Below are 21578 nucleotides of genomic sequence, written 5' to 3'. Positions count from 1 at the left end.
TAATAGCCTGGTGTCAACTCGACGAAAAGCGTGTCGTGTCCCCACCCCTCTTTGCATGCAGCAAGAGCTGTGGCGCGACTCGTGATGGGACCCCACCGCCCCTAGCTCTTGCTAAAGACGGCTCGCCTTCGGCATCGCTTTGTCCGCTTGTCGACATGCTGCTACTGCGCGGGCGGGACCACCGGCTCGTTCAGGGACGGGATCTTGGCCTTGAAGGCCTTGATCATGGCGTCCCTGCCGATCGAGTTGAACTGCTTGCCCAGGGTTCGCATGATCGAGTTCGTCGTGGGGCGGTACAGGCCGTTCTTGTAGTAGCGGGCGCCCTCCACCGGGGCGATCACGCCGCCGTCCGGGGACGGCTGGCCCAGGTACTCGCCCCACTTCGCGCCCGTGGGGTCCTTCGTGACGTTGATCTCCCGTGGTTCCGAGCCCGTGTAGGTGGCGTACGGGTAGTCGTACTCGTCTGCCAGGCCGCCGATCGAGTGGCCCAGTTCGTGGATCGCGATCTGGCCCGCCTGTGCGTTCGAGCCCGAGGCGGTGGCCACCGAGCCGCCGGCGCCGCCGTACTTGGCGGTGTTGCCCAGGGCGATCACCTGGTCTGACTGGGGGGCCAGGGCCGCGAACTCCTTGGCCTTCGTCTCGTTCACGCAGAGGAGGCGTTCCGTGTTCGCGTCCCGGCCCTGGCACCAGAAGCCCATGTCCAGGGCGGTGTTCTTGAGGAGGCCCTTGGTCGGGTCGTGGTCCACGCCGGACTCGGCGGAGATGACGTTGACCTGCCAGACGTTGAAGTACTCCTTGTAGCTGGCGAAGGGCTCCACCGCTGAGAGCTCTTCCCACTTGCTCTTCACGTTGGCCGTGTAGGTCTCGAGGTCCTCTGCCGTGTAGCCGTCGCCTACGAAGACCAGGTCGAAGCGGTCCGACGAGTCGCCGGTCACCTGGACCGGGATCACGTCCGCCGCTGCGAGGGCGCGGAAGTCCGAGGACTTCTCCTTGGGCGCCTTCGGGGTCTGGGTCTGGGTGATGGTGCCGTCTTCGTTGAAGACCTCGCGCCATTCCATCGCCGGGGCCGCGCCGCCGACTGGTACCTGGGCGAACAGTGCCAGCGCCGCCATCGTCAGCGCGGGGAGGACCAGCCGGGTGCTTCGCATGTGTTGACGCTAAGCAACCGTGATGTCACCCACAAGCGGCAATTGTTGGCACTTTTGGCCCAACCATTGTGTCGGGCTCCCAAAGTCATGCCGGTCGTCGCGTGATCTGGGCAACTACCTACTCTGGGATCTGTGAACCCCACCGATCTGGCGATCTCCGGGCCGTTGCTGCTGGCCACCGGGGTCGCCTTGCTCGCGGGATTTATCTCGTTCGCTTCACCCTGCGTGGTGCCGCTGGTGCCCGGGTACCTGGCCTACCTCGCCGGGCTGGTCGGTGCCGAGGCGCCTCGGGTCGAGGCCAACGAGCCCGCCAAGCAGGGGCGATGGCGGGTCGCCGGTGCCTCGTTGCTGTTCGTGCTCGGGTTCACGGTGGTCTTCGCCCTGGCTTCCATGGCGATTCTCGGGGCTTCGGACGCGCTGTTCCTGAACGCCGATCTGTTCCAGCGCATCGGTGGGGTCGTCACGATCCTGATGGGACTGGTGTTCCTCGGGCTGGTGCCGGCGCTGCAGAAGGACGTGCGGTTCCACACCAAGCCCAACGCCGGGTTGTTCGGGGCGCCGGTGCTCGGGGCCGTGTTCGCGCTCGGGTGGACGCCCTGTCTCGGGCCGACGCTGGCGGGGGTGCTGGCCGTTGCGCGGAGCACCGAGATCGGGTCGTCCACTGCTCGTGGGGCCGTGCTGGTGCTCGCTTACTGCTTGGGGCTCGGGTTGCCGTTCGTGGTGCTCGCGCTCGGGGCGCGGTGGGCGCTCGGGGTCACGAAGTGGCTGCGCACGCACGCCCGGCAGGTGCAGATCTTCGGTGGCGTGCTGCTGATCCTGGTCGGGATCGCGCTGGTCACCGGGCTCTGGGGTGAGTTCGTCGGGTGGCTGCGCTACTCGTTCGTCGACGTCGTGAGGCTGCCGCTCTAGTGATCGCCTTCCTCCGCAACACGTGGCGCGGGCTCACCTCGATGAGGACCGCGCTGACCCTGCTGTTCCTGCTCGCGCTCGCGGCGATGCCCGGTGCGCTGCTGCCGCAGCTGTCGCTGAACGCGGCCAAGGTCGACGAGTACGTCGCCCAGCGCGGCTGGTGGGGGGAGCTGCTGCGGAAGCTCGGGTTCTTCGAGGTGTACGCCACTCCGTGGTTCGCCGCGATCTACCTGCTGCTGTTCGCGTCCCTCGTCGGGTGTCTGCTGCCCCGCACGTGGGAGTACTTCAAGCAGATGCGCGCGAAGCCCGTGCTGACGCCGCGCAACCTCTCGCGCATGCCGCACCACGTGCAGGCCGAGCTCGACATCACGCCGGACGAGGCCGTGGCGCGTGCGAAGAAGGCCATGCGCGGCTGGCGGATGGAGACCGGCGAGGGCACGGTCAGCGCCGAGCGCGGGTTCCTGCGCGAGACCGGCAACCTGGTCTTCCACTTCGCGCTGCTGGGGCTTCTGGTCTCGTTCGCGCTGGGCAAGATGTTCAACTACGAGGGCCAGGTCATCGTCCAGGCCGACGGCGGCCAGTTCTGCAACGGCGGCATCTTCAACTACGACCAGTTCCGGCCCGGCCTGCGCGTCGACGGCACGGACCTCACGCCGTTCTGCGTCGAGATCGGCAAGTTCTCCGCCGAGTACCTCGACAACGGCCAGCCCGTCGGCTTCAAGGCCGACATCAGGTACCAGTCGGGCGACGACCTCACGTCGAACACGTGGAAGCCGTACACGCTGCAGGTCAACCACCCGCTGCGCACCGAGGGTGACCGGCTCTACCTGCTCGGCCACGGCTACACGCCGACGTTCACGGTGACGTTCCCCAACGGCGAGAAGCGCACGCAGGGCATCCAGTGGCTGCCGACCGACCAGCTCACGCTGGCCTCCGAGGGCGCCACGAAGTTCGACCCGCCCGGCATCACGGACTCCGAGACGCGGCGCAAGAACCAGATCGCGGTGACGGGCCTGCTGGCGCCGACGCCGTTGCTGCACGGCAACATCCTGAACTCGAAGTTCCCGGCGGTGAACGACCCGATGGTCGCCGTCGACGTCTACCGCGGCGACCTGGGCGTGGACGACGGCCGCGGCCAGTCGATCTTCTCGATCGACCAGAAGATGGTCGACCAGGGCCGGTTGCAGAAGGTCGCGCGCAAGAACCTCGCTCTGGGCGAGGAGGTCGCGCTCGACGACGGCACCAAGGTGCGGTTCGACTCCGTGAACGACTGGGTGTCACTACAGGTTTCGCACGACCCGACCCAGGGATACGTGCTGGCGTTCGCCATCCTGATCATCCTCGGCCTGGGGGTCTCGCTGACCGTCAAGCGCCGCAGGGTGTGGGTGCGTGCGACCCGTCTGGAGGACGGGCGTACGTTGGTCGAGGTCGGTGGCCTCGCCCGTACTGACCAGGCAGGATACGGCGAGGAGTTCACGCGGCTCGCCCGCGCGGTGCTGAACGAGGAGAAGTCCTGATGCCGGTCAACGAGACCCTCGCGACCTACAGCGACTGGCTGTACCGGAGCGCGCTGGGCGTCTACCTCTTCGCGATCCTGCTCTACGCGGTCGAGCAGGCCTTCGCCCGTGCCCCGCGCAAGGCGCTGGTCGGCGCCGGCGGACCGGACGTCCTCGTCGACGAGCCCAGGCCCGAGCTCACCAAGGCCGAGCGCATCGGCCGCATGGGCGCCGCGATGACGGTCCTCGGTGCGGCGCTGCACCTCGGGTCGCTGGTCATGCGCGGTCTGGCCGCCGGGCGTGCGCCCTGGGGCAACATGTACGAGTACATGTCGCTGCTGTGCCTCGCGGCCGTGGTGACGTGGATCGTGCTGATGGCGAAGTTCCCGATCCGCCGCCTCGGCGTGTTCGTGCTCCCGCCGATCCTGGTCCTGCTGTTCCTGGGCGGCACCGTCCTGTACGCCGAGGCCGCGCCCGTCCAGCCGGCGCTGCGGTCGTACTGGCTGGTGATCCACGTCTCGGTGATCTCGATCTCGTCCGGCGTGCTGCTCATCCCCGGCGTGACGTCGATCCTCTACCTGCTCAAGGACACGAAGTCCGACCGCTTCCCGAAGCTGCCGTCCGCCGACGTGCTCGACCGCATGTCGTACCGGACCACCGTGCTGGCGTTCCCGCTGTTCACCGCCGGGATCATCCTCGGGGCGATCTGGGCGGAAGCCGCGTGGGGGCGGTTCTGGGGCTGGGACCCGAAGGAGACGGTCGCGTTCGTCTCGTGGGTGGTCTACGCGGCGTACCTGCACGCGCGCGCGACGGCCGGTTGGCGTGGCCGTGGGGCCGCCTGGATCAACATCGCGGGCTTCGCCCTGAACGTGTTCAACCTGTTCTTCATCAACTTGGTTACTAGCGGGTTGCATTCGTACGCGGGTCTCTAACGAGTTAAGCCCCCAGGTCGATGGAACCGTTGCCGGTTGCGTACCGTCGCAACCTGGGGGTCGGGGAAGTCTCGGTCCCTCTTGCTCAGGGAGGGCCACAGCGGTGACATGGCAACCACCGGGTGAGGAACAGGGCTCCGGCCCGCAGTACGTCGACCCGCAGGCGGCGGCCTACCTCGACCCGCAGCAGTCCGGCCCGCAGCACGTCAGCGGCGGACAATCAGGCCCGTACAACCTGGGCGGCCAGTCAGGGCCCTACCAGGTGCCCGGCAACGCCTCCGGCCCGTACCAGGTCCCCGGCAACGCGTCGGGTCCCTACCCGGTGCCCGGCTCGCAGTCCGGCGCGTACCAGGTGGGCGGCGGCCAGTCGGGTGCCCACTCGGTGGGCGGTGGCCAGTCCGGGCCGCACAACACCGACAACACCGCGCAGTACGGCCACTTCGCCGGCCAGCAGTACCCGAACAACTTCCCGCAGCAGCAGTACCGCTCGCAGGCCGAGCAGGTGTCGTCGCAGCAGCTGATCAAGAAGGAGAAGCGTCCGCCGACGTCGGGCTGGCGCAAGTCCCTGCACTCGCTGACCGGTGGCGCGATCAACCTCGGTGAGAGCCCTGCCGACGTGCGCCGGCGTGAGCTGATCGCGCGGATCAACCAGCCGCTGCGCGGGTGCTACAAGATCGCGATGCTGTCGCTGAAGGGCGGCGTCGGCAAGACCACGACGACCACGACGCTCGGCTCGACGTTCTCGTCGCTGCGTGGTGACCGGGTCGTCGCCGTCGACGCGAACCCCGACCGCGGCACGCTGGCGTTGAAGATCCCGCGCGAGACCACGGCGACTGTGCGGCACCTGCTGCGCGACGCGCCGCGGATCACGAAGTACAGCGACGTGCGCGCGTACACCTCGCAGTCACCCGCACGCCTCGAGGTGCTGGCGTCCGAGCAGGACCCGGCCGTGTCGGAGGCGTTCAGCGAGGACGACTACCGGCGCACGGTGGCGTTGCTGGAGCACTTCTACAACATCGTGCTCACCGACTGCGGCACCGGTTTGATGCACTCCGCCATGAAGGGCGTGCTGGACGAGGCGGACTCGCTGGTCCTGGTGTCGTCCGGCTCGGTCGACGGCGCGCAGACGTCGGCGGCGACGCTCGACTGGCTGGAGGCGCACGGCTACCGCGACCTGGTCGCGAAGTCCGTGTGCGTGATCAACTCGGTGCGCCCGAAGTCGGGCAAGGTCGACATCGACAAGCTCGCCGCTCACTTCCAGCAGCGATGCCGTGCCGTGGTCCGCCTGCCGTTCGACGCGCACCTCGAAGAGGGCGCCGAGATCGCGCTGGACCAGCTCGCGCCGGAGACCCGTCTGGCCTTGCTGGAACTCGCCGCAGTGGTCGCGGACGACTTCCCGCACTCCTGAACGGGTTCTCGACAGTGGCGGAAAGGGGTCCTGGGATCAGGGCCCCTTTTCCGTTCACTCGTCGCGCTTGCGCTGCTCGTCGAGCTTGCGCAGGAACTCCGGGTCGTCGTCGGGCGCGATCACCTTGCGGCCTGGGGTGTACTCCGAGTGCTGCGGGGCGAACGCTCGCCACACGAGCACAGCCACGGTGAGCGCACCGATCACCGCCAGCAGGTAGATCATCGTGTCGCCACCTCCCTTTGCCACGAGATTACCCGCGGCACAGGGGTAACTACGGTTTCAGTGGCGAACGGGTTCAGTCGCCTCGGTGGTCAGCTCCGAAAGAAGCTGCTTCACCTCGGTCTCACGGAACCTGCGATGTCCTCCTGGCGTGCGGATCGATCCGATGCGACCTGCGGTGGCCCATCGGGTCACGGTCTTCGGGTCGACCCGGAACAGATTGGCGACTTCCCCAGGCGTCAAGAGCCGCTCGGTGGCTGCAGTCACTCGTCCTCCTCAGATCAGACGTTCCGGTCTGATCGTGGCATCTGACCCATCAGGTACTCGAACGCTTGTTTTTTGGTAAAGAGGTAGTAAGGGACGACCGGCGCGATTCGGACATGTGACCGCTGGTGCCTGCGGGCACGGGTGGGGCATAGGGTGTCGCGGGTGGATGCTCTTGATCGACAGATCATCGCCGCATTGCGCGCCAACGGTCGCGCCACCTACGCGGACCTCGGCAGGCAGGTCGGCCTGTCCGCGTCCGCCGTGCACGAGCGGGTCGGGAAGCTCGAGTCGAGCGGTGTGATCGTCGGGTACCACGCGGTCGTGGACCCCAGCGCCGTCGGCCTGGGAGTGACCGCGCTGATCGGCATCCACCCCACCGACGTCGCGGACGACAACGAGGTCGCGGTCGAGTTGGCCGAGCTCCACGAGGTGGAGAGCTGCTACCGGGTCGCGGGCGACGAGTCGTTCATCGTCAAGGTCCGGGTGTCGACGGTCGACGACCTGGAGCGTGCGCTCGGACGGTTGCGGCGCATCCCCGGTGTGGCCCGCACACGTACGACCGTGGTGCTCTCCACACGGTTCGAGGGGCGCCCGAACACCGGTGACGAAGAAGGCGACGTAACCTGAACGGGTGCTCGCTCGTGATGTGACGCTCTACGTCCTCGCCCGCCTCGGCCTCGTGGCCGTGGTGACGGGCGCGCTCATCTTGTTCAAGGTTCCTTTGCTGCCCGCCCTCGCCGTCGGCGTGGTCGTGGCGCTGCCGGCGTCGCTGTTCATCTTCAAGGGGCTGCGGCAGCGGGTCGCCACCGGCCTCGACGCCCACCAGGCCGTGCGCAGGGCCGAGCGCGACAAGCTGCGCTCCGAACTGCGTGGTGACGAAGGTCCTCTCACCCAGGCATAGGACGTCTGCCCGGTTATCGTGCGGGCTGTGAGTACCTCCGTTGACCGCGTTTGCAGCAGGACCAGGCACTGGGTGTGCGAGGCCGTCGGGATCATCGAGGCGGACGCCAACCGCAGCGCGGACACGCACCTCCTGCGCTACCCGTTGCCACTCGAATGGGGCATCGACCTCTACCTGAAGGACGAGTCGACGCACCCGACCGGGTCGTTGAAGCACCGGTTGGCGCGCTCGTTGTTCCTCTACGCGATCTGCAACGGCTGGATCACCGGTGGCACGCCCGTGATCGAGGCCTCCTCCGGTTCGACCGCGGTGTCCGAGGCGTACTTCGCGCGGCTGCTGGGGCTGCCGTTCATCGCCGTCATGCCCCGCTCGACCTCGGCGGAGAAGGTCGCGCTGATCGAGCGCCAGGGCGGCAGGTGCCACTTCATCGACGAGCCGTCGGCCCTGTACGACGAGTCGCGGCGGCTGGCGTCCGAGCTCGGCGGCCACTTCATGGACCAGTTCACGCACGCCGAGCGCGCGACGGACTGGCGGGGCAACAACAACATCGCCGAGTCGATCTTCGAGCAGATGAGGCTGGAGCCGTCGCCGACGCCCGACTGGATCGTCGTCGGCGCGGGCACGGGCGGCACGTCGGCCACGATCGGCCGGTACATCCACTACCAGAAGCTGAACACGCGCCTCGCCGTCGTCGACCCCGAGCACTCGGTCTTCTTCGACGCGTGGCGCGACGGCAACCGCGACCTGGTGGCGACGCGCGGGTCGGGCATCGAGGGGATCGGCCGGCCGCGGGTGGAGCCGTCGTTCATCGGCGAGGTCATCGACCGCATGATCAAGGTGCCGGACGCGGCGTCCGTCGCGACGATCCGGTACGTCGAGGACCTGCTCGGACGGCGGGTCGGCGGATCGACCGGGACGAACCTCTGGGGAGCGTTCCAGATCGTGGCCGAGATGCGGCAGTCTCGGGCGCGCGGGAGTGTGGTGACTTTGCTGTGCGACGGCGGCGAGCGTTACGCGAACACCTATTACGACGACACATGGGTAGCCGCGCAGGGCATGCACCTCGACCCGCGGCTGGAACGCCTGAACAACTTCCACCGCTCGGGGAACTGGTGACGACAGCCGTGCGTCACAGCGTGACCTGAGCACCTGAGTCCGCAGGGGGGACGCTGTGACGTCGCTGTTCACCGACGCGGCCGAACTGCGCGCGTACGCCGAGTACCTGCGCACCGAGGCCAAAGAGTTCGACACGATCCGCAAGTACGTCCACGCCACGGCGTGCGACAAGGCTGGCTTCACGGGCCTGCTCACGTTGCTGCAGCCGGGCGTGGACATCGTGCGGGCGCTGTTCGACGAGACCCTCGACTTCGGCACGTCGAAGCTCGAGGGCGCGGCCTCGGCGGTGGACGCGACGGCGAAGGACTACGAGGACATCGACGCCCTCCAGCGCCGCATCTTCGACGGGTTGCTGAAGTGACGACGGCGTACCACGCGGCGCGTCCGGTCAGCGCGTCGCTGAAGCAGCCCGACGTCGACACGGCGTCGTTGAACGACGTCCTGCGCGACCAGGGCTGGGGCGTCCAGGCGGTCAACTGGGTGTTCGAGGCCGTGACCGGCGAGTCCCTGGTCTCCACGATCATCACGCCGATCACCGGCGACTGGTCGAAGATCCGTGCCGACGGCGACGCGTGGCGCATGGTCGGCAACGCCATGAACGACGTCTCGTACAACCTCACGGACGCCGTGGGCAAGGTCCGCGACCACTGGGACGGCGACGCCGCCCGCGCCCACGAGAAGTACATCGCGCTCGGCTGGAAGGCCGGCCTGCTCGCCGAGATGGGCGTGGCCCAGCTGATCGCGAAGGGCTTCGACACCGTCGCGTCCGGCGCCGAGGCCCTGGGCAAGCAGGCCGCGCGCCTGCTCGACTACCTGGTCAACAAGCTGCTCGAAGCCGCCGCCACCGTCTGGATCCCGGTCGCGGGCTGGATCAAGGCCGCCGAGATGGTCTGGAACGCCTACCAGATCTACCGGCGCGTCATGGACATCATCGAGACGGTCCAGAAGCTCATCTCCGACGTGAAGGCGCTCTTCGACGCCGTCGGCCGCGTCTTCTCCGCCATCGGCAAGCTGAAGGACGCCGACTCCCTGGCCGAGGCGATGAACGCCACCCAGGAGGTGGCCGAGGCGGGTCGCGACGTCCGCAACGCCGTCAACGACATCAACGACGACCTCGGCTCCATCAAGGAGTCGGCCACCGAGATCGGGGACCGCGGCCGTGACATCGGCTCGCAGGTGCGCGAGATCAACACCCCGCCGGGCGGCGCCGAGGACACCAAACCGGCGTCCGGCTCGGCCGTGGCTCCCGGCGGAGCCCCGGTGGCCCCGCAGCCCACGCTGCCCGCCTCCTCCGCCTCGCCCGACGCCCCCGTGACCCACACGGCCGCGGCCGGCGGCTCAGCCGTCTCGGCTCCGCCCTCGCCAGGTGGTGGTGGCGGCGGCGGAGTGCCGCACACCGCCTCCGGTGGCGCGCCCGCGGGCGGCAGCTCCGGCGGTCCGGCCGTGGTCCGTCCGGACACCACTCACGCCGCCGGCGCGGCCCCCGCAGCGGCTCCGTCGTCGACGCAGCAGATGCCCGTGGGTGGCGCGATGCCGATGGGCGCCCCCATGGCACCGGGAGCAGGTGGCGGCGACCAGACCCGCAGCTCCGGCTCCCGTCCTGGCGCCGGTGGCGTTCCGGCGTTCCCGAGCGCGGGGACCCCGGCCGGGACCCCGAAGCCCAGCGGCCTGCCGACGCCTCCCGGACAAGGCGCGGGCCTCCCGACCCCGCCGAGCCAGGGCACGCCGCCCGCCGGTGCCGGCGGCCGCCCCGGCACGGGCCTGCCGACGCCGCCGTCCGGGGGCTCGCACCCGACTCCGGGTTCGACGCACCCGACTCCGGGTTCGACGCACTCGACTCCGGGCTCGCACCCGACGCCGGGTTCCGGGGGCACGCACCCCGGTGGCTCGGGCCTGCCGACCCCGCCGAACTCCGGCTCGCACCAGACGCCCGGCTCGGGCAGCGGCCTGCCGACCCCGCCGAACCACGGCGGCTCCGGCCTGCCCACGCCTCCGTCGGGAACGCACCCGACTCCGGGTTCCGAGGGCACGCACCCCGGCGGCTCGGGCCTGCCGACCCCGCCGAACTCGGGCGGTCCCGGCCTGCCCACGCCCCCGTCCGGTCCGGGCACGCACCCGACCCCCGACCACCCGAGTGCCAGCGCGGGCACGGCAACGGCCCCGCCCAGCACCGGCGGCGGCCTCCCCTCACCTCCCGGACACCCGACCCCGAGCGCGGGCGGCGGCCTCCCGTCGCCTCCCGGACACCCGAGCCCCAGCGGCACGGACCACTCGACGCCGTCCAGCACCACCCCGACGGACTCGACCCCGCGTCCCCACGACACCACGCCCTCGCACGACGGCGGCACCAAGCCCCACGACACCACCCCCACCGGGTCGACGGACACCAAGCCGCACGACACGACGCCGCACGACCCCGGCACCAAGCCGCACGACGCGTCCACCCAGCCCCACGACGCGCCGGACGCCAAGCCCCACGACGCGGCCCCCCACGACACCACGCCGTCGCACGACACCGACCCCAGGCCGCACGACACCGACACACGGCCCGACGACGGCAAGCCCCACGACACCGACGCCAGCGGTGCCGAGGACGCCAAGCCGCACGACCCCCAGCCGGACCACGACACCCCGGCCCCCCACGACACCGACCCCAAGCCCGGCAACGACGACGCCACCCCCGGCCACACCGGCGACGGCGACGACGGCTCCACCCCGCCTCCGCCCACCGGGCCGGACCTCAAGGGCCACTTCGACGCGGCCGCCATGGCGGCGCAGGGCCAGGGCTACCAGCACCAGCTGGAGCAGATCCTGCCCAACCAGGCCGATCGCGACCGCTACGTCGCGCTGAGCCAGGAGCTCTCCACGAACCTCAGCCCGCAGGAGGCCCAGCACGTCGCCGACGTCCGCAACCAGATCACGGTCGGCAGCGGCGACATCGTCACCAAGGCCCTCAGCCCGAGCGCGGTCAGCACCTACCTGCCCGACACCCCGCACGCGGCCGGCAGCCAGAAGGAGACCTGGCAGAACCAGATGGGCGGCTCGGTCGCCCGCGGCCAGGACGTGGTCGACGTCAACACCCCGCAGGGGCTGCGGGACGGCCTCGCCCTCGACGACAAGGGCCAGGGCTGGACCCCGATCCCCGCGGGCGCGCAGGAGGCGATGCAGCTCCGGTACGAGGTCAACGCCCAGAACGAGGCGGCGCACAACGTGCCGTTCGGCGGGCCGAAGAAGGACACGCCGGACTTCACCCAGCCCGGGCCGTACGGACCGAACGAGTACCAGTCGCCGCAGGAGAAGGCGCACTACGAGGCGTCGCAGCAGCAGATGGCTGCCGCGGGCGGTGCGTCGAAGCCCTACGACGGCTTCGACCCGTTCACCGGTACGGGCTCGACCATGGGCGGTATGCCGGAGTGGCGCGTCGACGGCGGCACACCGTTGCCCGATCGTGCCGAGATCTGGCAGGTGAACGCGGACGGCTCTGAGAAACTGCACGCCGTGTACGACCGCAAGTTCGGCTGGACGAAGCTCTGATGACCCAGTACTCCCAGGAGATGGCCGAGTACCGGGGCGAGACGTTCTTCGCCGGTGCCGAAGGCGAGCAGCACGTCTGGATCCGCAAGATTCCAGGCGTCGCCTACGGCACCACGGAGAGCTTCCAGACGTACGGCGACCGTGAGCTCAAGACGGTTGCCGTGCGAGACCTCGACGCCTGGTACCGGGAGACCTGCAAGGCGACGTGGCGCGGCCAGCCGTTCAACGTCGTCGCCACGAACAACGGCAAGGCGGAGGCGGGCTACGCCGGCGGCGAGTACGTCTGGGCGCAGCAGAACGGGCTCGAAGGCGACCAGTACAACGGCTACCGGGCCACGCTGGACGTCGACGAGCTCGAGGACGTGCAGGTCGACCGCACCGACTTCCTGGCGCGGTGGAAGGAGAAGAACGCGGGATGAGCACCCCACAGGCCGTGCGCAAGGCGGCCGGCATCGGGCCGGAGACGATCCTGCAGAAGATCGTCCACCCCGCGATCGCGCAGCTCTACCTGGGCAACGTCGTGGTGCCCGGCAAGTTCGAGCCGCACCGGGCCGCCGGGTTCGTGACGCGCGGCCAGGACTTCCCGCAGGGCACGTCCGACCAGTTCGCCGAGGTGTTCGGCGTCGACAAGGTCGCGGACTGGCCGAAGGGCACCCAGTACCTGCTGCGTTTCCTGGCACACACCACCGAGCTCTTCGACACGAGCTTCGGCGGCCCGACGCTCGACGGTGCGCAGAAGATGGGCACCACCCGCGTCTACCCGCTCCCGTTCACCGGCACCGGTTACACGCCGAGCGCGAACCCCGTCCCGGAGTACGTCATGGAGCTCGCCGAGCTCCCGGCGGGCACCGAGCTGTGGCGCTTCGACCCGGACGGCACCGGCCGCAGCGTCGGCAAGTACCTCAACCGCCAGGTCGGCTGGATCCCCACGGCGGACGTGGGCTTCGGCCCCGGGAGGTACTGGCAGGCACCGGTTCCGCACCGCCCGACCGTCCGTCGTGGACTGATCGGCCGCTACCGGGACCAGGACTTCGACGTCGACTTCGGCCTCGCGCCCGGCAACGTCCTGCTGCACCCGCTCGCCGGCCAGCCCGCGCCGCAGGACTTCACCGAGGAGAACGGCGCCCAGTTCCTCGAGGTCCCGAACGCGGTCGTCGAGGACCTCCAGCTGGTCCGCACGCTCTGCACCTACCGCGGCGCGGAGTTCGAGATCGTCGGCGTGCTCGGCGACCAGGCCGTGCTGCACTTCATCGGCGAGAACTACGAGACGGCCGCGCAGCTCGGTCTGTCCGAGGTGGACTTCCGGCAGTGGCGGACCCTCGCGCAGCGCGCCGAGGTGACCGACATCCGCGGTGACGCGAGGCCGATCCAGCGCGGGCTCTTCGCCAGGGAGAACTGAGATGACCACCCCGAACGACAGCTGGAAGTCCGCGGAGCTGCGCGCGGCCGAGGCACAGGTCGACGCGCGCTTCAAGGAGGCGCAGGACCTGGCGAACCGCCTCAAGGAGACGCCGCTGCCGCCCGTTCCGCCGGTCGACTTCAAGGCGATCGCCCAGCAGGTCGAACGGGCCGCGCAGGAACGGGACGCGCCCGAGCAGCTCAAGGCGTTGAAGCGCAAGGTCGACGCGGGCGAGTTCACCTGGGAGGACGTCGTCTCCGGCAAGGCGGCGCAGGACCCCGACGTGCAGGCCATGCAGCAGGAGAACGTCAGCAAGATGAAGCAGGCGTTCCAGATGCTGCAGGAGGGCATGACCGCCGAGGAGATCATGGAGGCGCAGCGTCCGCGCCGGGGCGGCGACGACGATGACCAGCTCGACCCCGACATCTTCACGGAGGACAAGTGGTGATGACGGCCTGGCGGACACCGGACGTCCTCGCGGCGGAGGACTTCCTGAGCAACGCGGTCGCCGAGTCGGATCGCGCGATGAAGACCGCCCAGCAGAACCTCCGCGGCAAGGAGCCGTCCACTGAGGACATCCGCAGGGTGATGCAGTTCGCGAAGTCGAGCGATGCCTCACCGGCGATGCGCCAGCTCGCGGACCGCATCGCGCGCGGTGCGGGCCTCAGCTGGCGTCAGGTCCTGACCGGCGAGGCGGCCTACGACCCGTTGGTGCGCCAGGCGCTCGACGCCGACCGCGCCCACCTCGACGAGCTGATCAAGGGGGAGACGGCCCCGCCGCCCGCCCCGCGCAAGCCCGTCGTGACAGACGACGACGAGCCCCTGCAGTTCACCGAAGACGCCTGGTAGCGCCCGGGAAACGTCAGTCCAGCACCAGCGCGACGCTGACCAGCACGGCCCACGCCAGCATCGCGATCCCGGTGAACTGCAGCACCGGGATCAGGTCCTTCCCGCCACGCCCGGCGGCCACCCGGCGCACGGCCGGCAGCAGGATCGGCGCCGCGAGGAACCCGAGCAGCGCGTACGGCACCCGCACGACCATGCCCAGCGCGATCAGGAACGGCACCGCGATCAGCGCCAGGTAGAGGCGGCGGGTGTCCTTGTCGCCCAGCACCACGGCCAGCGTCCGCTTGCCCGTCACCGAGTCCGTCGGGATGTCGCGCAGGTTGTTCGCCACCAGCACCGCGGCCGAGATCGACCCCATCGCGATGGACGCCCCGATGCCGATGCCGGTGATCTCGCCGGTCTGCACGTACAGCGTGCCGAGCACCGCGGCCGGGCCGAAGAAGAGGAACACCGCGATCTCGCCAAGGCCCGCGTAGCCGTACGGACGCTTGCCGCCCGTGTAGAACCACGCGCCGAGGATGCACACGGCACCGAACCCGAGCAGCCACCAGAACCCGGACAACACCACGAGGGCGAGCCCGGCCACCGCACCGACCCCGAGTGAGATGAACGCCGCCAGCCGCACCTTCGCGGGCTCCGCGGCCCCGGACCCGGTGAGGCGGAACGGTCCCACCCGGTTGTCGTCCGTGCCGCGGATGCCGTCGGAGTAGTCGTTCGCGTAGTTCACGCCCACCTGGAACGCCACCGAGACGACGAGCGCCAGCACCGTGTAGAGCGCGTTGAACTCGTCGATGTGGTGCGCCGCAGCGGCTCCGACCACGACCGGGGCGATCGAGTTCGGCAGCGTGCGCGGGCGGGTCCCCTGGACCCACTGGACGACTGAGGCCATGCCTCCATCCTCCGGTATGGCTCCCCGGGACCCGCCGAAGGGGTGTATCAGCAGGCAGTGGCGCCGGACACACCGGACACGTAGGCCTTCGCGATGTGCTTGCCGGACGCGATGCGGTACCAGACGTTCGAGGTGCCCTGCGTGCCCGACACGGACTCACCCGTGAGCTGGCACGTCACCCTGACCTGTGCGTAGTTCGCGGCCAGACCCACCTGCGACGACGAGGAGTTCGCGCCGCTGCGGACGTTCACGGTGCCGTTCGCCGCCGACGTGCGGACCGTCCCGAGAGGTCCGGAACCGGTCCACAGGTACGTCACGGTGACCCACGCGTTGTTGGTCAGCTTGAGGCCGTCCCAGAACGTGCCGTCGGCGAGGTCGATGCCCGCCGGGTTGGCGACCTCACGCCCGAACTGGTCCTTGCCGCCGTTGTAGTTGTTCTCGTACGCGGCCTGCGCCTCGGGCTTGCCCTGCGGCAGGTCCTTCCACATCTCCCGCGTCGCGGACGGGTTCCAGTAGTCGTCCTTGGTGTTCCACGGGCCGACGTCCCACACGGGTGCCCACTCGCAACGGCCGTTCGACGCGCACACCTGCACGCTGTAGTTGCCGGAGTTCTTGTTCGCCAGGCCACGCCGCGACGGCAACGCCACGAAGTGGTCGCGCGAACGGATCACGTGCCCGTTCGCCGTGGTGCCACCGACAAGTCCCTCACGCGTCGCGTACACCCGGTACGAACGTCCAGCGGCCGCAGCGGAGATGTCGTCCGCCGCCACCGTCGCGGGCGCCTGCGAGGCCGTCAGCTTCACGCGCGATGCCTTGCCACCGCTCAGAACGACGCGCGTCTCGATCGTGGACGTGGTCACCGGCAACGTCGCCGGAGCCTCCAGCCACTCGGTCCACTGCCCGTCCGCACGCAGACCGCGCACGTCGACGACACCATCGCCGGTCACCGCCGCCGTGACCGCGTTGGCGGGCTGGGCGAGTCTGTGCGTGCCGAGCTCGATCAGGCCCGTGCGAGGCGAGCCGCCCCACGTGACGGCGCGGCCGCTCACGTCGGCGGACCACTCGTTCGTGGCCGGGGCCGCCTGGGCGGGAGACGCCAGTCCGGCCACCAAGGCGGCGCCCGCGACCAGCGGTACCAGGTAGCGCATGAAGAAACCCCCATCGCTAACGCGCGCGGCTAGGGTTCCACGCGCTTCGCGGCGAGGGTTGTCCTCGGCGGTAAAGGTTCACCTAAATGAGGCGGCCACCGCGGTCCTGTCGACTTTGCCGGGCCCGCGCAACGGCAGTTCGTGCACGAACCGCACCAGCTTGGGCGCCGCCACGTGCCCCACGGCCTCGGTCACGACGGCTTTCAGCTCCTCGACGGCCGGCTCGGCCCCGCGCGTGACGACAGCGGCGGCCACGACCTGCCCCCACTCGTCGTCCGGCACGCCGACCACGCACGCCTCCAGCACGCCCTCGACGGTTGCCAGAGCCCGTTCCACCAGCACCGGAGGGACCTTCTCGCCGCCGGTGACGATCACGTCGTCAGCGCGTCCCAGCACCTCCAGCCGCCCGTCGTGCAGCCGCCCGAGGTCCGCGGTGCGGAACCACTCACCGAACGGTTCCGCGCTGCCTCGATATCCGAGGGCCAGCACCGGCCCGCTGATCTCGATGACATCGTCGGTGCGCAACGACACGCCCCGCAACGGTTCGCCGTCGTACACGCACCCGCCGGACGTCTCGCTCATGCCGTACGTCGTGACGACCTGCACGCCCAGAGCGCGCGCCTGCTGCAGCAGCTTCGGCGGGGTCGCGGCCCCGCCGATCAGCACGCCGTCGAACTGCCGCAGCGCCTCCAGCCCCGGCCCCTCGCCCACGACGAGCCGGGAGAGCTGCGTGGGCACCAGGGCGGTGTAGTGGCGGCCCGGCTGGGCGAGCACCGGCCGTGCGGCCTGCGCGAAACCCATGGCCCGGAAGCCCTTCGACATGTCGAGCACACCGGGCGTGGTGCCGGCGACGATCGACCGCACGAGCACCTGAACGCCCGCGATGTGGCTGGTGGGCAACGCCAGCAGCCACGTTCCGGGGCCGCCCAGCCGCTCGTAGGTGGCCTCCGCGGACGTCGTCAGCGCCTCCGCGTCGAGCAGCACCGTCTTCGGCTCGCCCGTCGACCCGGAGGTCGGCACGCCGAGCACGGCCCGCTTCTCCCAGCCGTCGAGCGGGCCGTCCACCAGCGGGTCGCCGTCCCGAAGGGCCGCGCGCAGTTCGTCGAGCACAGGCACCTGCTCAGAAGTAGTACGGGTAGTTCGACCAGTCGGGGTCGCGCTTCTCCAGGAACGAGTCCCGGCCTTCGACGGCCTCGTCGGTCATGTAGGCGAGCCGGGTCGTCTCGCCGGCGAAGATCTGCTGCCCCACGAGGCCGTCGTCGATCAGGTTGAACGCGTACTTGAGCATGCGCTGCGCGGTCGGCGACTTGCCGTTGATCTCGCGCGCCCACTGCAGCGCCGTCGTCTCGAGCTCGGCGTGCGGCACGACCTCGTTGACCGCGCCCATCTTGTACATGTCCTCGGCAGAGTACGTGCGGCCGAGGAAGAAGATCTCGCGGGCGAACTTCTGCCCTACCTGGCGAGCCAGGTAGGCGGAGCCGTAGCCGCCGTCGAACGAGCCGACGTCCGCGTCGGTCTGCTTGAACCTGGCGTGCTCGGCGCTCGCGATCGTGAGGTCGCACACCACGTGCAGGCTGTGCCCACCGCCCGCGGCCCACCCCGGCACGACCGCGATGACGACCTTCGGCATGAACCTGATCAGCCGCTGGCACTCCAGGATGTGCAACCGGCCCGCGCGCGCCGGGTCGACGGACTCGGCCGTCTCGCCGGAGGCGTACTGGTAGCCGCTGCGCCCGCGAATGCGCTGGTCACCGCCACTGCAGAAGGCCCAGCCGCCGTCCTTCGCGCTGGGGCCGTTGCCGGTCAGCAGCACGCACCCGACGTCGGACGACATCCGCGCGTGGTCCAGTGCCCGGTACAGCTCGTCCACGGTGTGCGGCCGGAACGCGTTGCGCACCTCGGGCCGGTTGAACGCGATGCGGACGGTGCCCTGGTCGAGCGCGCGGTGGTACGTGATGTCGGTGAAGTCGAAGCCCTCGATCGGCTTCCACAACGACGGGTCGAAGAGCTCCTGATCTGCCACGCGGGAGACTCTAAGCGCCGGAGGCTGAGACCAGCGGGCGACCTCTCAGGTGTCCCGGTGACAATTGAGGGATGAACCCGTCCACGACGCAGGCGAGGGTGATCGTCGACGAACTGGTGCGCAACGGCGTGCGTCACGTCGTTCTGTGCCCCGGTTCGCGCAACGCCCCGCTGTCGTTCGCGCTGCACCAGGCCGAGCAAAAAGGCCTGCTCACGGTGCACGTGCGCATCGACGAGCGCAGCGGCGGATTCCTCGCGCTGGGCCTCGCGAAGACCGGTGAGCCGGCCGTGGTGACGTGCACGAGCGGCACCGCCGTCGCGAACCTGCACCCGGCCGTCATCGAGGCGCAGCTGACGAACGTGCCGTTGATCGCGCTGACCGCCGACCGCCCGGTCGACCTCTACCGCACCGGCTCCAGCCAGACGATCAACCAGCACGACGTGCTCGGCGTCCCGACGCTGCACATGCCCGAGGGTGCCGACGACAACGTGACGCGGTCGTTGATCTGCCGCGCCATCGCCACGGACGGTCCGTCGCACGTCAACGTGCCTTTCCGGCCGCCGCTGACGCCGTCGGACGACGCCTGGCCGTCGTCCTCGCGCGGCGCGTGGACGGAGACGGACCGCACGTTCACCGTCGAGACCCGCGCCTCCGACCTGCCCGCCCGCACGCTGGTGCTGCTCGGCGACGACCGGCCGGAGAGGCTGCTGGCGGCCTCGCGGCTCGGCTGGCCGGTGATCGCCGAGCCGACCGCGCCCGGTGGCCTTCGCCACGGTTCGTTGCTGCTCAACGCCGGCCTGCCGGAGCACCTGCGGCCCGAGGCGGTGCTCGTCGTGGGGCGCGTCACCCTGTCGAGGGGGCAGCAGGCGGTGCTGGGAGCGACTCCCGTCGTGCACGCGGTGGGGGACCAGGCCCAGTGGCCGGACGTCCCGTTCACCGCGACGCGGGCGTCCACCTGGCTGCCCGAGCCCGCTTTTGTGGACGACGAGTGGCTGCGGGCGTGGCAGAGCGCGGTGAAGAGCGTCAGCGTGGCCGTCGACGACCTGCTCGACGCCGCACCGTGGCCGACCGGCCTGCACGTCGCCCGTGACCTGGTGCAGGCGGTGCCGTCGGGGTCGCTGCTGTTCGTGGGCTCGTCCAACCCGATCCGCGACGTCGACTTCGCCGCGGAACGCCGTTCGGACGTCGTCGTGCACGCCAACCGGGGTGCCGCGGGCATCGACGGGAGCGTGTCCACGGCCATCGGGCTCGCGTGGCAGCACGAGGGACCGTCGTACGCGCTGATGGGCGACCTGACGTTCCTGCACGACAGCAACGGCCTGCTCGCCGACCGCCTGCCGGACCTCACGATCGTCGTGCTGAACGACGACGGGGGCGGAATCTTTTCATTGCTGGAACAGGGCGCGCCGGAGTACGTCAGCAGTTTCGAAAGAATCTTCGGCACACCGCACGGGACTGATCTGACCGCTTTGTGCGCGGGCTACCGAATTCCGCTCTCCACAGTGGACGACCAGGAGGAGTTCCGTAGCGCGATTGCGTCACCGAAAGGCCTCCAAGTGGTCGAAGTGCAGGCAAAACGTGACGAACTGCGCGCACTGCACCAGCGTCTCAAGTCGACTGTGTCAAACGTTTTCACCAGATAGGAAACCTACGTAAGTCGGTGGCTCGCCCAAGATCGTCTGGCTAGCGTCCGCCGCATGTCGATCAGATCCAAGGCGACGGCCGCGGTGGCGTCCGCGGCCGCGATGACGCTATTCGCGGGGACGGCGCTGGCGGCGTCTCCAGGTGCCCCCGGCGCCGGCGACCCGTACTTCCCGACCTACGGGAACGGCGGGTACGACGTCTCTCACTACGACATCAGGCTCAACTACAACCCGAACGGCGACCAGCTCTCGGGCACGACCACGATCCTCGCCAAGGCGACCGAGGACCTGACCCAGTTCAACCTGGACTTCCTGCTGAAGGTGAAGTCGGTGCGGGTCAACAACGTGCCGTCGTCGTTCGTCTCCGACAACGGCGAGCTGACGCTCACCCCGCGCGGCGGCGTCCGCAAGGGCCAGGACCTCACGATCGTCGTCACCTACGCGGACACGCCGTCCGCGGTGAAGGACCGCAACGGCTTCACGGCCTGGACGAAGACCGTCGACGGCGCCCTGGCCATCGGCGAGCCGGAGATCGCCTCCTGGTGGTTCCCGTCCAACGACCACCCCACCGACAAGGCCACCTTCGACGTCAACGTCGCCGTCCCCAACGGCGTCGAGGCGATCTCGAACGGCACGTTCGTCGGCCAGACCCGCCAGATCAACGGCTACACGCGCTGGAACTGGCGCAGCACCAAGCCGCAGGCGACGTACCTGACGTTCCTGACGATCGGCCAGTTCGAGCTCCGCCAGGGCACCACGCCCTCGGGCCAGCCGTACGTGAACGCGTACTCCGAGCGCCTGGGCGAGAACGCGGACGCGGCTCGCGCCAGCATCGAGCGCACCCCGGAGATCACCGAGTTCCTGGCGGAGAACTTCGGCCCGTATCCGTTCGAGGCGCAGGGCGGCGTAGTCACCCCGAACCTCGGCTACGCCCTGGAGAACCAGACCCGCCCGACCTACGACACGGGCTTCTTCCGCCGTGGCGCCAACACCTACGTAGTGGCGCACGAACTGGGCCACCAGTGGTTCGGCGACTCCGTGTCCGTGCACCACTGGCGGGACATCTGGCTGAACGAGGGCTTCGCCTCGTACGCGGAGTTCCTGTGGTCCGAGCACGTCGGTGAGGGCACGGCACAAGAGAACGCCGACTACACCTACGACCTGTACCCGGCAGACAGCCCGTTCTGGGACGTCCTGCCCGGCGACCCCGGTGCTGGCGCTGTCTTCGACGGAGCCGTCTACGACCGCGGCGCCCTGGCAGTGCACGCCCTGCGCGTGGCCGTGGGCGACGAGAAGTTCTTCGAGATCCTCCGCACCTGGGTGGCGGAGAAGAAGTACTCGGACGCCACGATCGAGGAGTTCATCGCCGTGGCCGAGCGCGTCTCGGGCCAGCAGCTGGACCAGCTCTTCCAGACGTGGCTGTTCACGAAGGGCAAGCCGGCGGAGGCACCGGGCCGTTCGGCCGACGTGGCCTCGAAGTCGCTGTCGGTCACTTCGGAACCGAAGTCGCGCGCCAAGATCCAGCTGACCCACGAACTGCTGGACGCCCACAAGTAACTGCGTTATCACCACGAGCCGTGCAAGCCACCCTGGCTTGCACGGCTCGTGACGTATGACCCTGAATCGGGTGTCATGCCCTAGTTCGAACGGGTGTAAGTCGTCAGCCCGACCGGCTCCCCGGCCAAGGTGCTTTACGGTCA

Annotated in this window: 22 protein-coding genes; 15 read left to right on the top strand and 7 right to left on the bottom strand. The window is 69.6% G+C overall.

The annotated features are described in order from the left end of the window. Nucleotides 1-161 precede the first annotated feature (161 nt). Nucleotides 162-1148 (bottom strand): M64 family metallopeptidase, encoded by a 987-nt coding sequence (locus ACWF7A_RS41450; RefSeq protein ID WP_452255941.1) that lies wholly within the window; start codon nt 1146-1148, stop codon nt 162-164. A gap of 123 nt (nt 1149-1271) precedes the next feature. Between ACWF7A_RS41450 and ACWF7A_RS41445 the strand changes: the two genes are divergently transcribed. The 4 genes from ACWF7A_RS41445 (at nt 1272) to ACWF7A_RS41430 (ending at nt 5893) form a co-directional block, all read left to right on the top strand. After that, nucleotides 1272-2057, top strand: a complete 786-nt coding sequence (locus tag ACWF7A_RS41445; protein ID WP_452255946.1) for a cytochrome c biogenesis CcdA family protein — start codon at nt 1272-1274, stop codon at nt 2055-2057. Nucleotides 2058-2098: 41 nt separating this feature from the next. Next, nucleotides 2099-3574 carry a cytochrome c biogenesis protein ResB gene (gene resB / locus ACWF7A_RS41440; protein WP_452255945.1) on the top strand — a complete coding sequence of 492 codons (1476 nt, stop codon included), beginning with the start codon at nt 2099-2101 and terminating at the stop codon, nt 3572-3574. Then, entirely contained in the window at nt 3574-4485 is a 912-nt protein-coding gene (gene ccsB / locus ACWF7A_RS41435) for a c-type cytochrome biogenesis protein CcsB (protein WP_452255940.1), read from the top strand. The genes resB and ccsB overlap by 1 nt, the downstream gene beginning before the upstream one ends. A gap of 103 nt (nt 4486-4588) precedes the next feature. Further along, on the top strand, nt 4589-5893 hold the full coding sequence (locus ACWF7A_RS41430; RefSeq protein ID WP_452255939.1) for a nucleotide-binding protein: 1305 nt from the start codon (nt 4589-4591) through the stop codon (nt 5891-5893). Nucleotides 5894-5947: 54 nt separating this feature from the next. On the opposite strand, the gene ACWF7A_RS41425 is transcribed toward ACWF7A_RS41430, so the two are convergent. Both ACWF7A_RS41425 and ACWF7A_RS41420 read right to left on the bottom strand, forming a co-directional pair. Continuing rightward, on the bottom strand, nt 5948-6115 hold the full coding sequence (locus ACWF7A_RS41425) for a hypothetical protein (RefSeq protein WP_086667950.1): 168 nt from the start codon (nt 6113-6115) through the stop codon (nt 5948-5950). Nucleotides 6116-6172: 57 nt separating this feature from the next. Beyond that, nucleotides 6173-6379 carry a BldC family transcriptional regulator gene (locus ACWF7A_RS41420; RefSeq protein WP_089915625.1) on the bottom strand — a complete coding sequence of 69 codons (207 nt, stop codon included), beginning with the start codon at nt 6377-6379 and terminating at the stop codon, nt 6173-6175. Nucleotides 6380-6541: 162 nt separating this feature from the next. Here ACWF7A_RS41420 and ACWF7A_RS41415 point away from each other — a divergent pair, with 162 nt between their 5' ends. The 9 genes from ACWF7A_RS41415 to ACWF7A_RS41375 are packed head-to-tail and all read left to right on the top strand — an operon-like array spanning nt 6542 to nt 14178. Beyond that, nucleotides 6542-7006 carry an Lrp/AsnC family transcriptional regulator gene (locus ACWF7A_RS41415; RefSeq protein WP_452255938.1) on the top strand — a complete coding sequence of 155 codons (465 nt, stop codon included), beginning with the start codon at nt 6542-6544 and terminating at the stop codon, nt 7004-7006. Nucleotides 7007-7010: 4 nt separating this feature from the next. After that, nucleotides 7011-7280 (top strand): DUF4229 domain-containing protein, encoded by a 270-nt coding sequence (locus ACWF7A_RS41410; protein WP_452255937.1) that lies wholly within the window; start codon nt 7011-7013, stop codon nt 7278-7280. Between the two features lie 27 nt (nt 7281-7307). Continuing rightward, nucleotides 7308-8396, top strand: a complete 1089-nt coding sequence (locus tag ACWF7A_RS41405) for a PLP-dependent cysteine synthase family protein (protein WP_452255936.1) — start codon at nt 7308-7310, stop codon at nt 8394-8396. A gap of 55 nt (nt 8397-8451) precedes the next feature. Then, nucleotides 8452-8757 (top strand): hypothetical protein, encoded by a 306-nt coding sequence (locus tag ACWF7A_RS41400; protein WP_452255935.1) that lies wholly within the window; start codon nt 8452-8454, stop codon nt 8755-8757. After that, on the top strand, nt 8754-11930 hold the full coding sequence (locus ACWF7A_RS41395; RefSeq protein WP_452255934.1) for a hypothetical protein: 3177 nt from the start codon (nt 8754-8756) through the stop codon (nt 11928-11930). The genes ACWF7A_RS41400 and ACWF7A_RS41395 overlap by 4 nt, the downstream gene beginning before the upstream one ends. Continuing rightward, a complete protein-coding gene (locus tag ACWF7A_RS41390; protein ID WP_452255933.1) occupies nt 11930-12349 on the top strand; it encodes a hypothetical protein in 420 nt (139 codons plus the stop codon). The genes ACWF7A_RS41395 and ACWF7A_RS41390 overlap by 1 nt, the downstream gene beginning before the upstream one ends. Further along, nucleotides 12346-13329: a hypothetical protein gene (locus ACWF7A_RS41385; protein ID WP_452255932.1), complete on the top strand. Its 984-nt coding sequence runs from the start codon at nt 12346-12348 to the stop codon at nt 13327-13329. The genes ACWF7A_RS41390 and ACWF7A_RS41385 overlap by 4 nt, the downstream gene beginning before the upstream one ends. A gap of 1 nt (nt 13330) precedes the next feature. Continuing rightward, entirely contained in the window at nt 13331-13777 is a 447-nt protein-coding gene (locus ACWF7A_RS41380; protein WP_452255931.1) for a hypothetical protein, read from the top strand. Beyond that, nucleotides 13777-14178, top strand: a complete 402-nt coding sequence (locus ACWF7A_RS41375) for a hypothetical protein (protein ID WP_452255930.1) — start codon at nt 13777-13779, stop codon at nt 14176-14178. Before ACWF7A_RS41380 ends, ACWF7A_RS41375 begins: the two co-directional genes overlap by 1 nt. Nucleotides 14179-14191: 13 nt before the next feature. Here the strand turns inward: ACWF7A_RS41375 and ACWF7A_RS41370 are convergent, their stop codons facing one another. The 4 genes from ACWF7A_RS41370 to ACWF7A_RS41355 form a co-directional block, all read right to left on the bottom strand. Then, nucleotides 14192-15064: a 1,4-dihydroxy-2-naphthoate polyprenyltransferase gene (locus tag ACWF7A_RS41370; RefSeq protein ID WP_452255929.1), complete on the bottom strand. Its 873-nt coding sequence runs from the start codon at nt 15062-15064 to the stop codon at nt 14192-14194. A gap of 47 nt (nt 15065-15111) precedes the next feature. Continuing rightward, nucleotides 15112-16212 (bottom strand): SH3 domain-containing protein, encoded by a 1101-nt coding sequence (locus ACWF7A_RS41365; RefSeq protein WP_452255928.1) that lies wholly within the window; start codon nt 16210-16212, stop codon nt 15112-15114. 78 nt (nt 16213-16290) lie between these two features. Beyond that, a complete protein-coding gene (menE, locus tag ACWF7A_RS41360) occupies nt 16291-17328 on the bottom strand; it encodes an o-succinylbenzoate--CoA ligase (RefSeq protein WP_452255927.1) in 1038 nt (345 codons plus the stop codon). Nucleotides 17329-17332: 4 nt separating this feature from the next. Continuing rightward, on the bottom strand, nt 17333-18235 hold the full coding sequence (locus ACWF7A_RS41355; protein WP_189159000.1) for a 1,4-dihydroxy-2-naphthoyl-CoA synthase: 903 nt from the start codon (nt 18233-18235) through the stop codon (nt 17333-17335). A gap of 71 nt (nt 18236-18306) precedes the next feature. Here ACWF7A_RS41355 and menD point away from each other — a divergent pair, with 71 nt between their 5' ends. Both menD and ACWF7A_RS41345 read left to right on the top strand, forming a co-directional pair. Next, complete coding sequence (gene menD / locus ACWF7A_RS41350) at nt 18307-19878, top strand: 2-succinyl-5-enolpyruvyl-6-hydroxy-3-cyclohexene-1-carboxylic-acid synthase (RefSeq protein WP_452255926.1); 1572 nt, start codon at nt 18307-18309, stop codon at nt 19876-19878. A gap of 54 nt (nt 19879-19932) precedes the next feature. Then, entirely contained in the window at nt 19933-21435 is a 1503-nt protein-coding gene (locus ACWF7A_RS41345; RefSeq protein WP_452255925.1) for a M1 family metallopeptidase, read from the top strand. Nucleotides 21436-21578 lie beyond the last annotated feature (143 nt).

The sequence above is a fragment of the Lentzea sp. NPDC055074 genome (assembly GCF_053608005.1).
The sequence above is the reverse complement of the archived record's forward strand: the minus strand, read 5'-3'. Positions and strand labels throughout refer to the sequence as shown.

Excerpts from the sequence above, each read along its gene's own strand:
- ACWF7A_RS41385 (WP_452255932.1), top strand. The coding sequence starts at position 12,346 with ATGAGCACCCCACAGGCCGTGCGCAAGGCGGCCGGCATCGGGCCGGAG.
- ACWF7A_RS41370 (WP_452255929.1), bottom strand. The coding sequence starts at position 15,064 with ATGGCCTCAGTCGTCCAGTGGGTCCAGGGGACCCGCCCGCGCACGCTG.
- resB (WP_452255945.1), top strand. The coding sequence starts at position 2,099 with ATGAGGACCGCGCTGACCCTGCTGTTCCTGCTCGCGCTCGCGGCGATG.
- ACWF7A_RS41390 (WP_452255933.1), top strand. The coding sequence starts at position 11,930 with ATGACCCAGTACTCCCAGGAGATGGCCGAGTACCGGGGCGAGACGTTC.
- menD (WP_452255926.1), top strand. The coding sequence starts at position 18,307 with ATGAACCCGTCCACGACGCAGGCGAGGGTGATCGTCGACGAACTGGTG.
- ACWF7A_RS41345 (WP_452255925.1), top strand. The coding sequence starts at position 19,933 with ATGTCGATCAGATCCAAGGCGACGGCCGCGGTGGCGTCCGCGGCCGCG.
- ACWF7A_RS41380 (WP_452255931.1), top strand. The coding sequence starts at position 13,331 with ATGACCACCCCGAACGACAGCTGGAAGTCCGCGGAGCTGCGCGCGGCC.
- ACWF7A_RS41450 (WP_452255941.1), bottom strand. The coding sequence starts at position 1,148 with ATGCGAAGCACCCGGCTGGTCCTCCCCGCGCTGACGATGGCGGCGCTG.
- ACWF7A_RS41365 (WP_452255928.1), bottom strand. The coding sequence starts at position 16,212 with ATGCGCTACCTGGTACCGCTGGTCGCGGGCGCCGCCTTGGTGGCCGGA.
- ACWF7A_RS41425 (WP_086667950.1), bottom strand. The coding sequence starts at position 6,115 with ATGATCTACCTGCTGGCGGTGATCGGTGCGCTCACCGTGGCTGTGCTC.
- ACWF7A_RS41375 (WP_452255930.1), top strand. The coding sequence starts at position 13,777 with ATGACGGCCTGGCGGACACCGGACGTCCTCGCGGCGGAGGACTTCCTG.
- ccsB (WP_452255940.1), top strand. The coding sequence starts at position 3,574 with ATGCCGGTCAACGAGACCCTCGCGACCTACAGCGACTGGCTGTACCGG.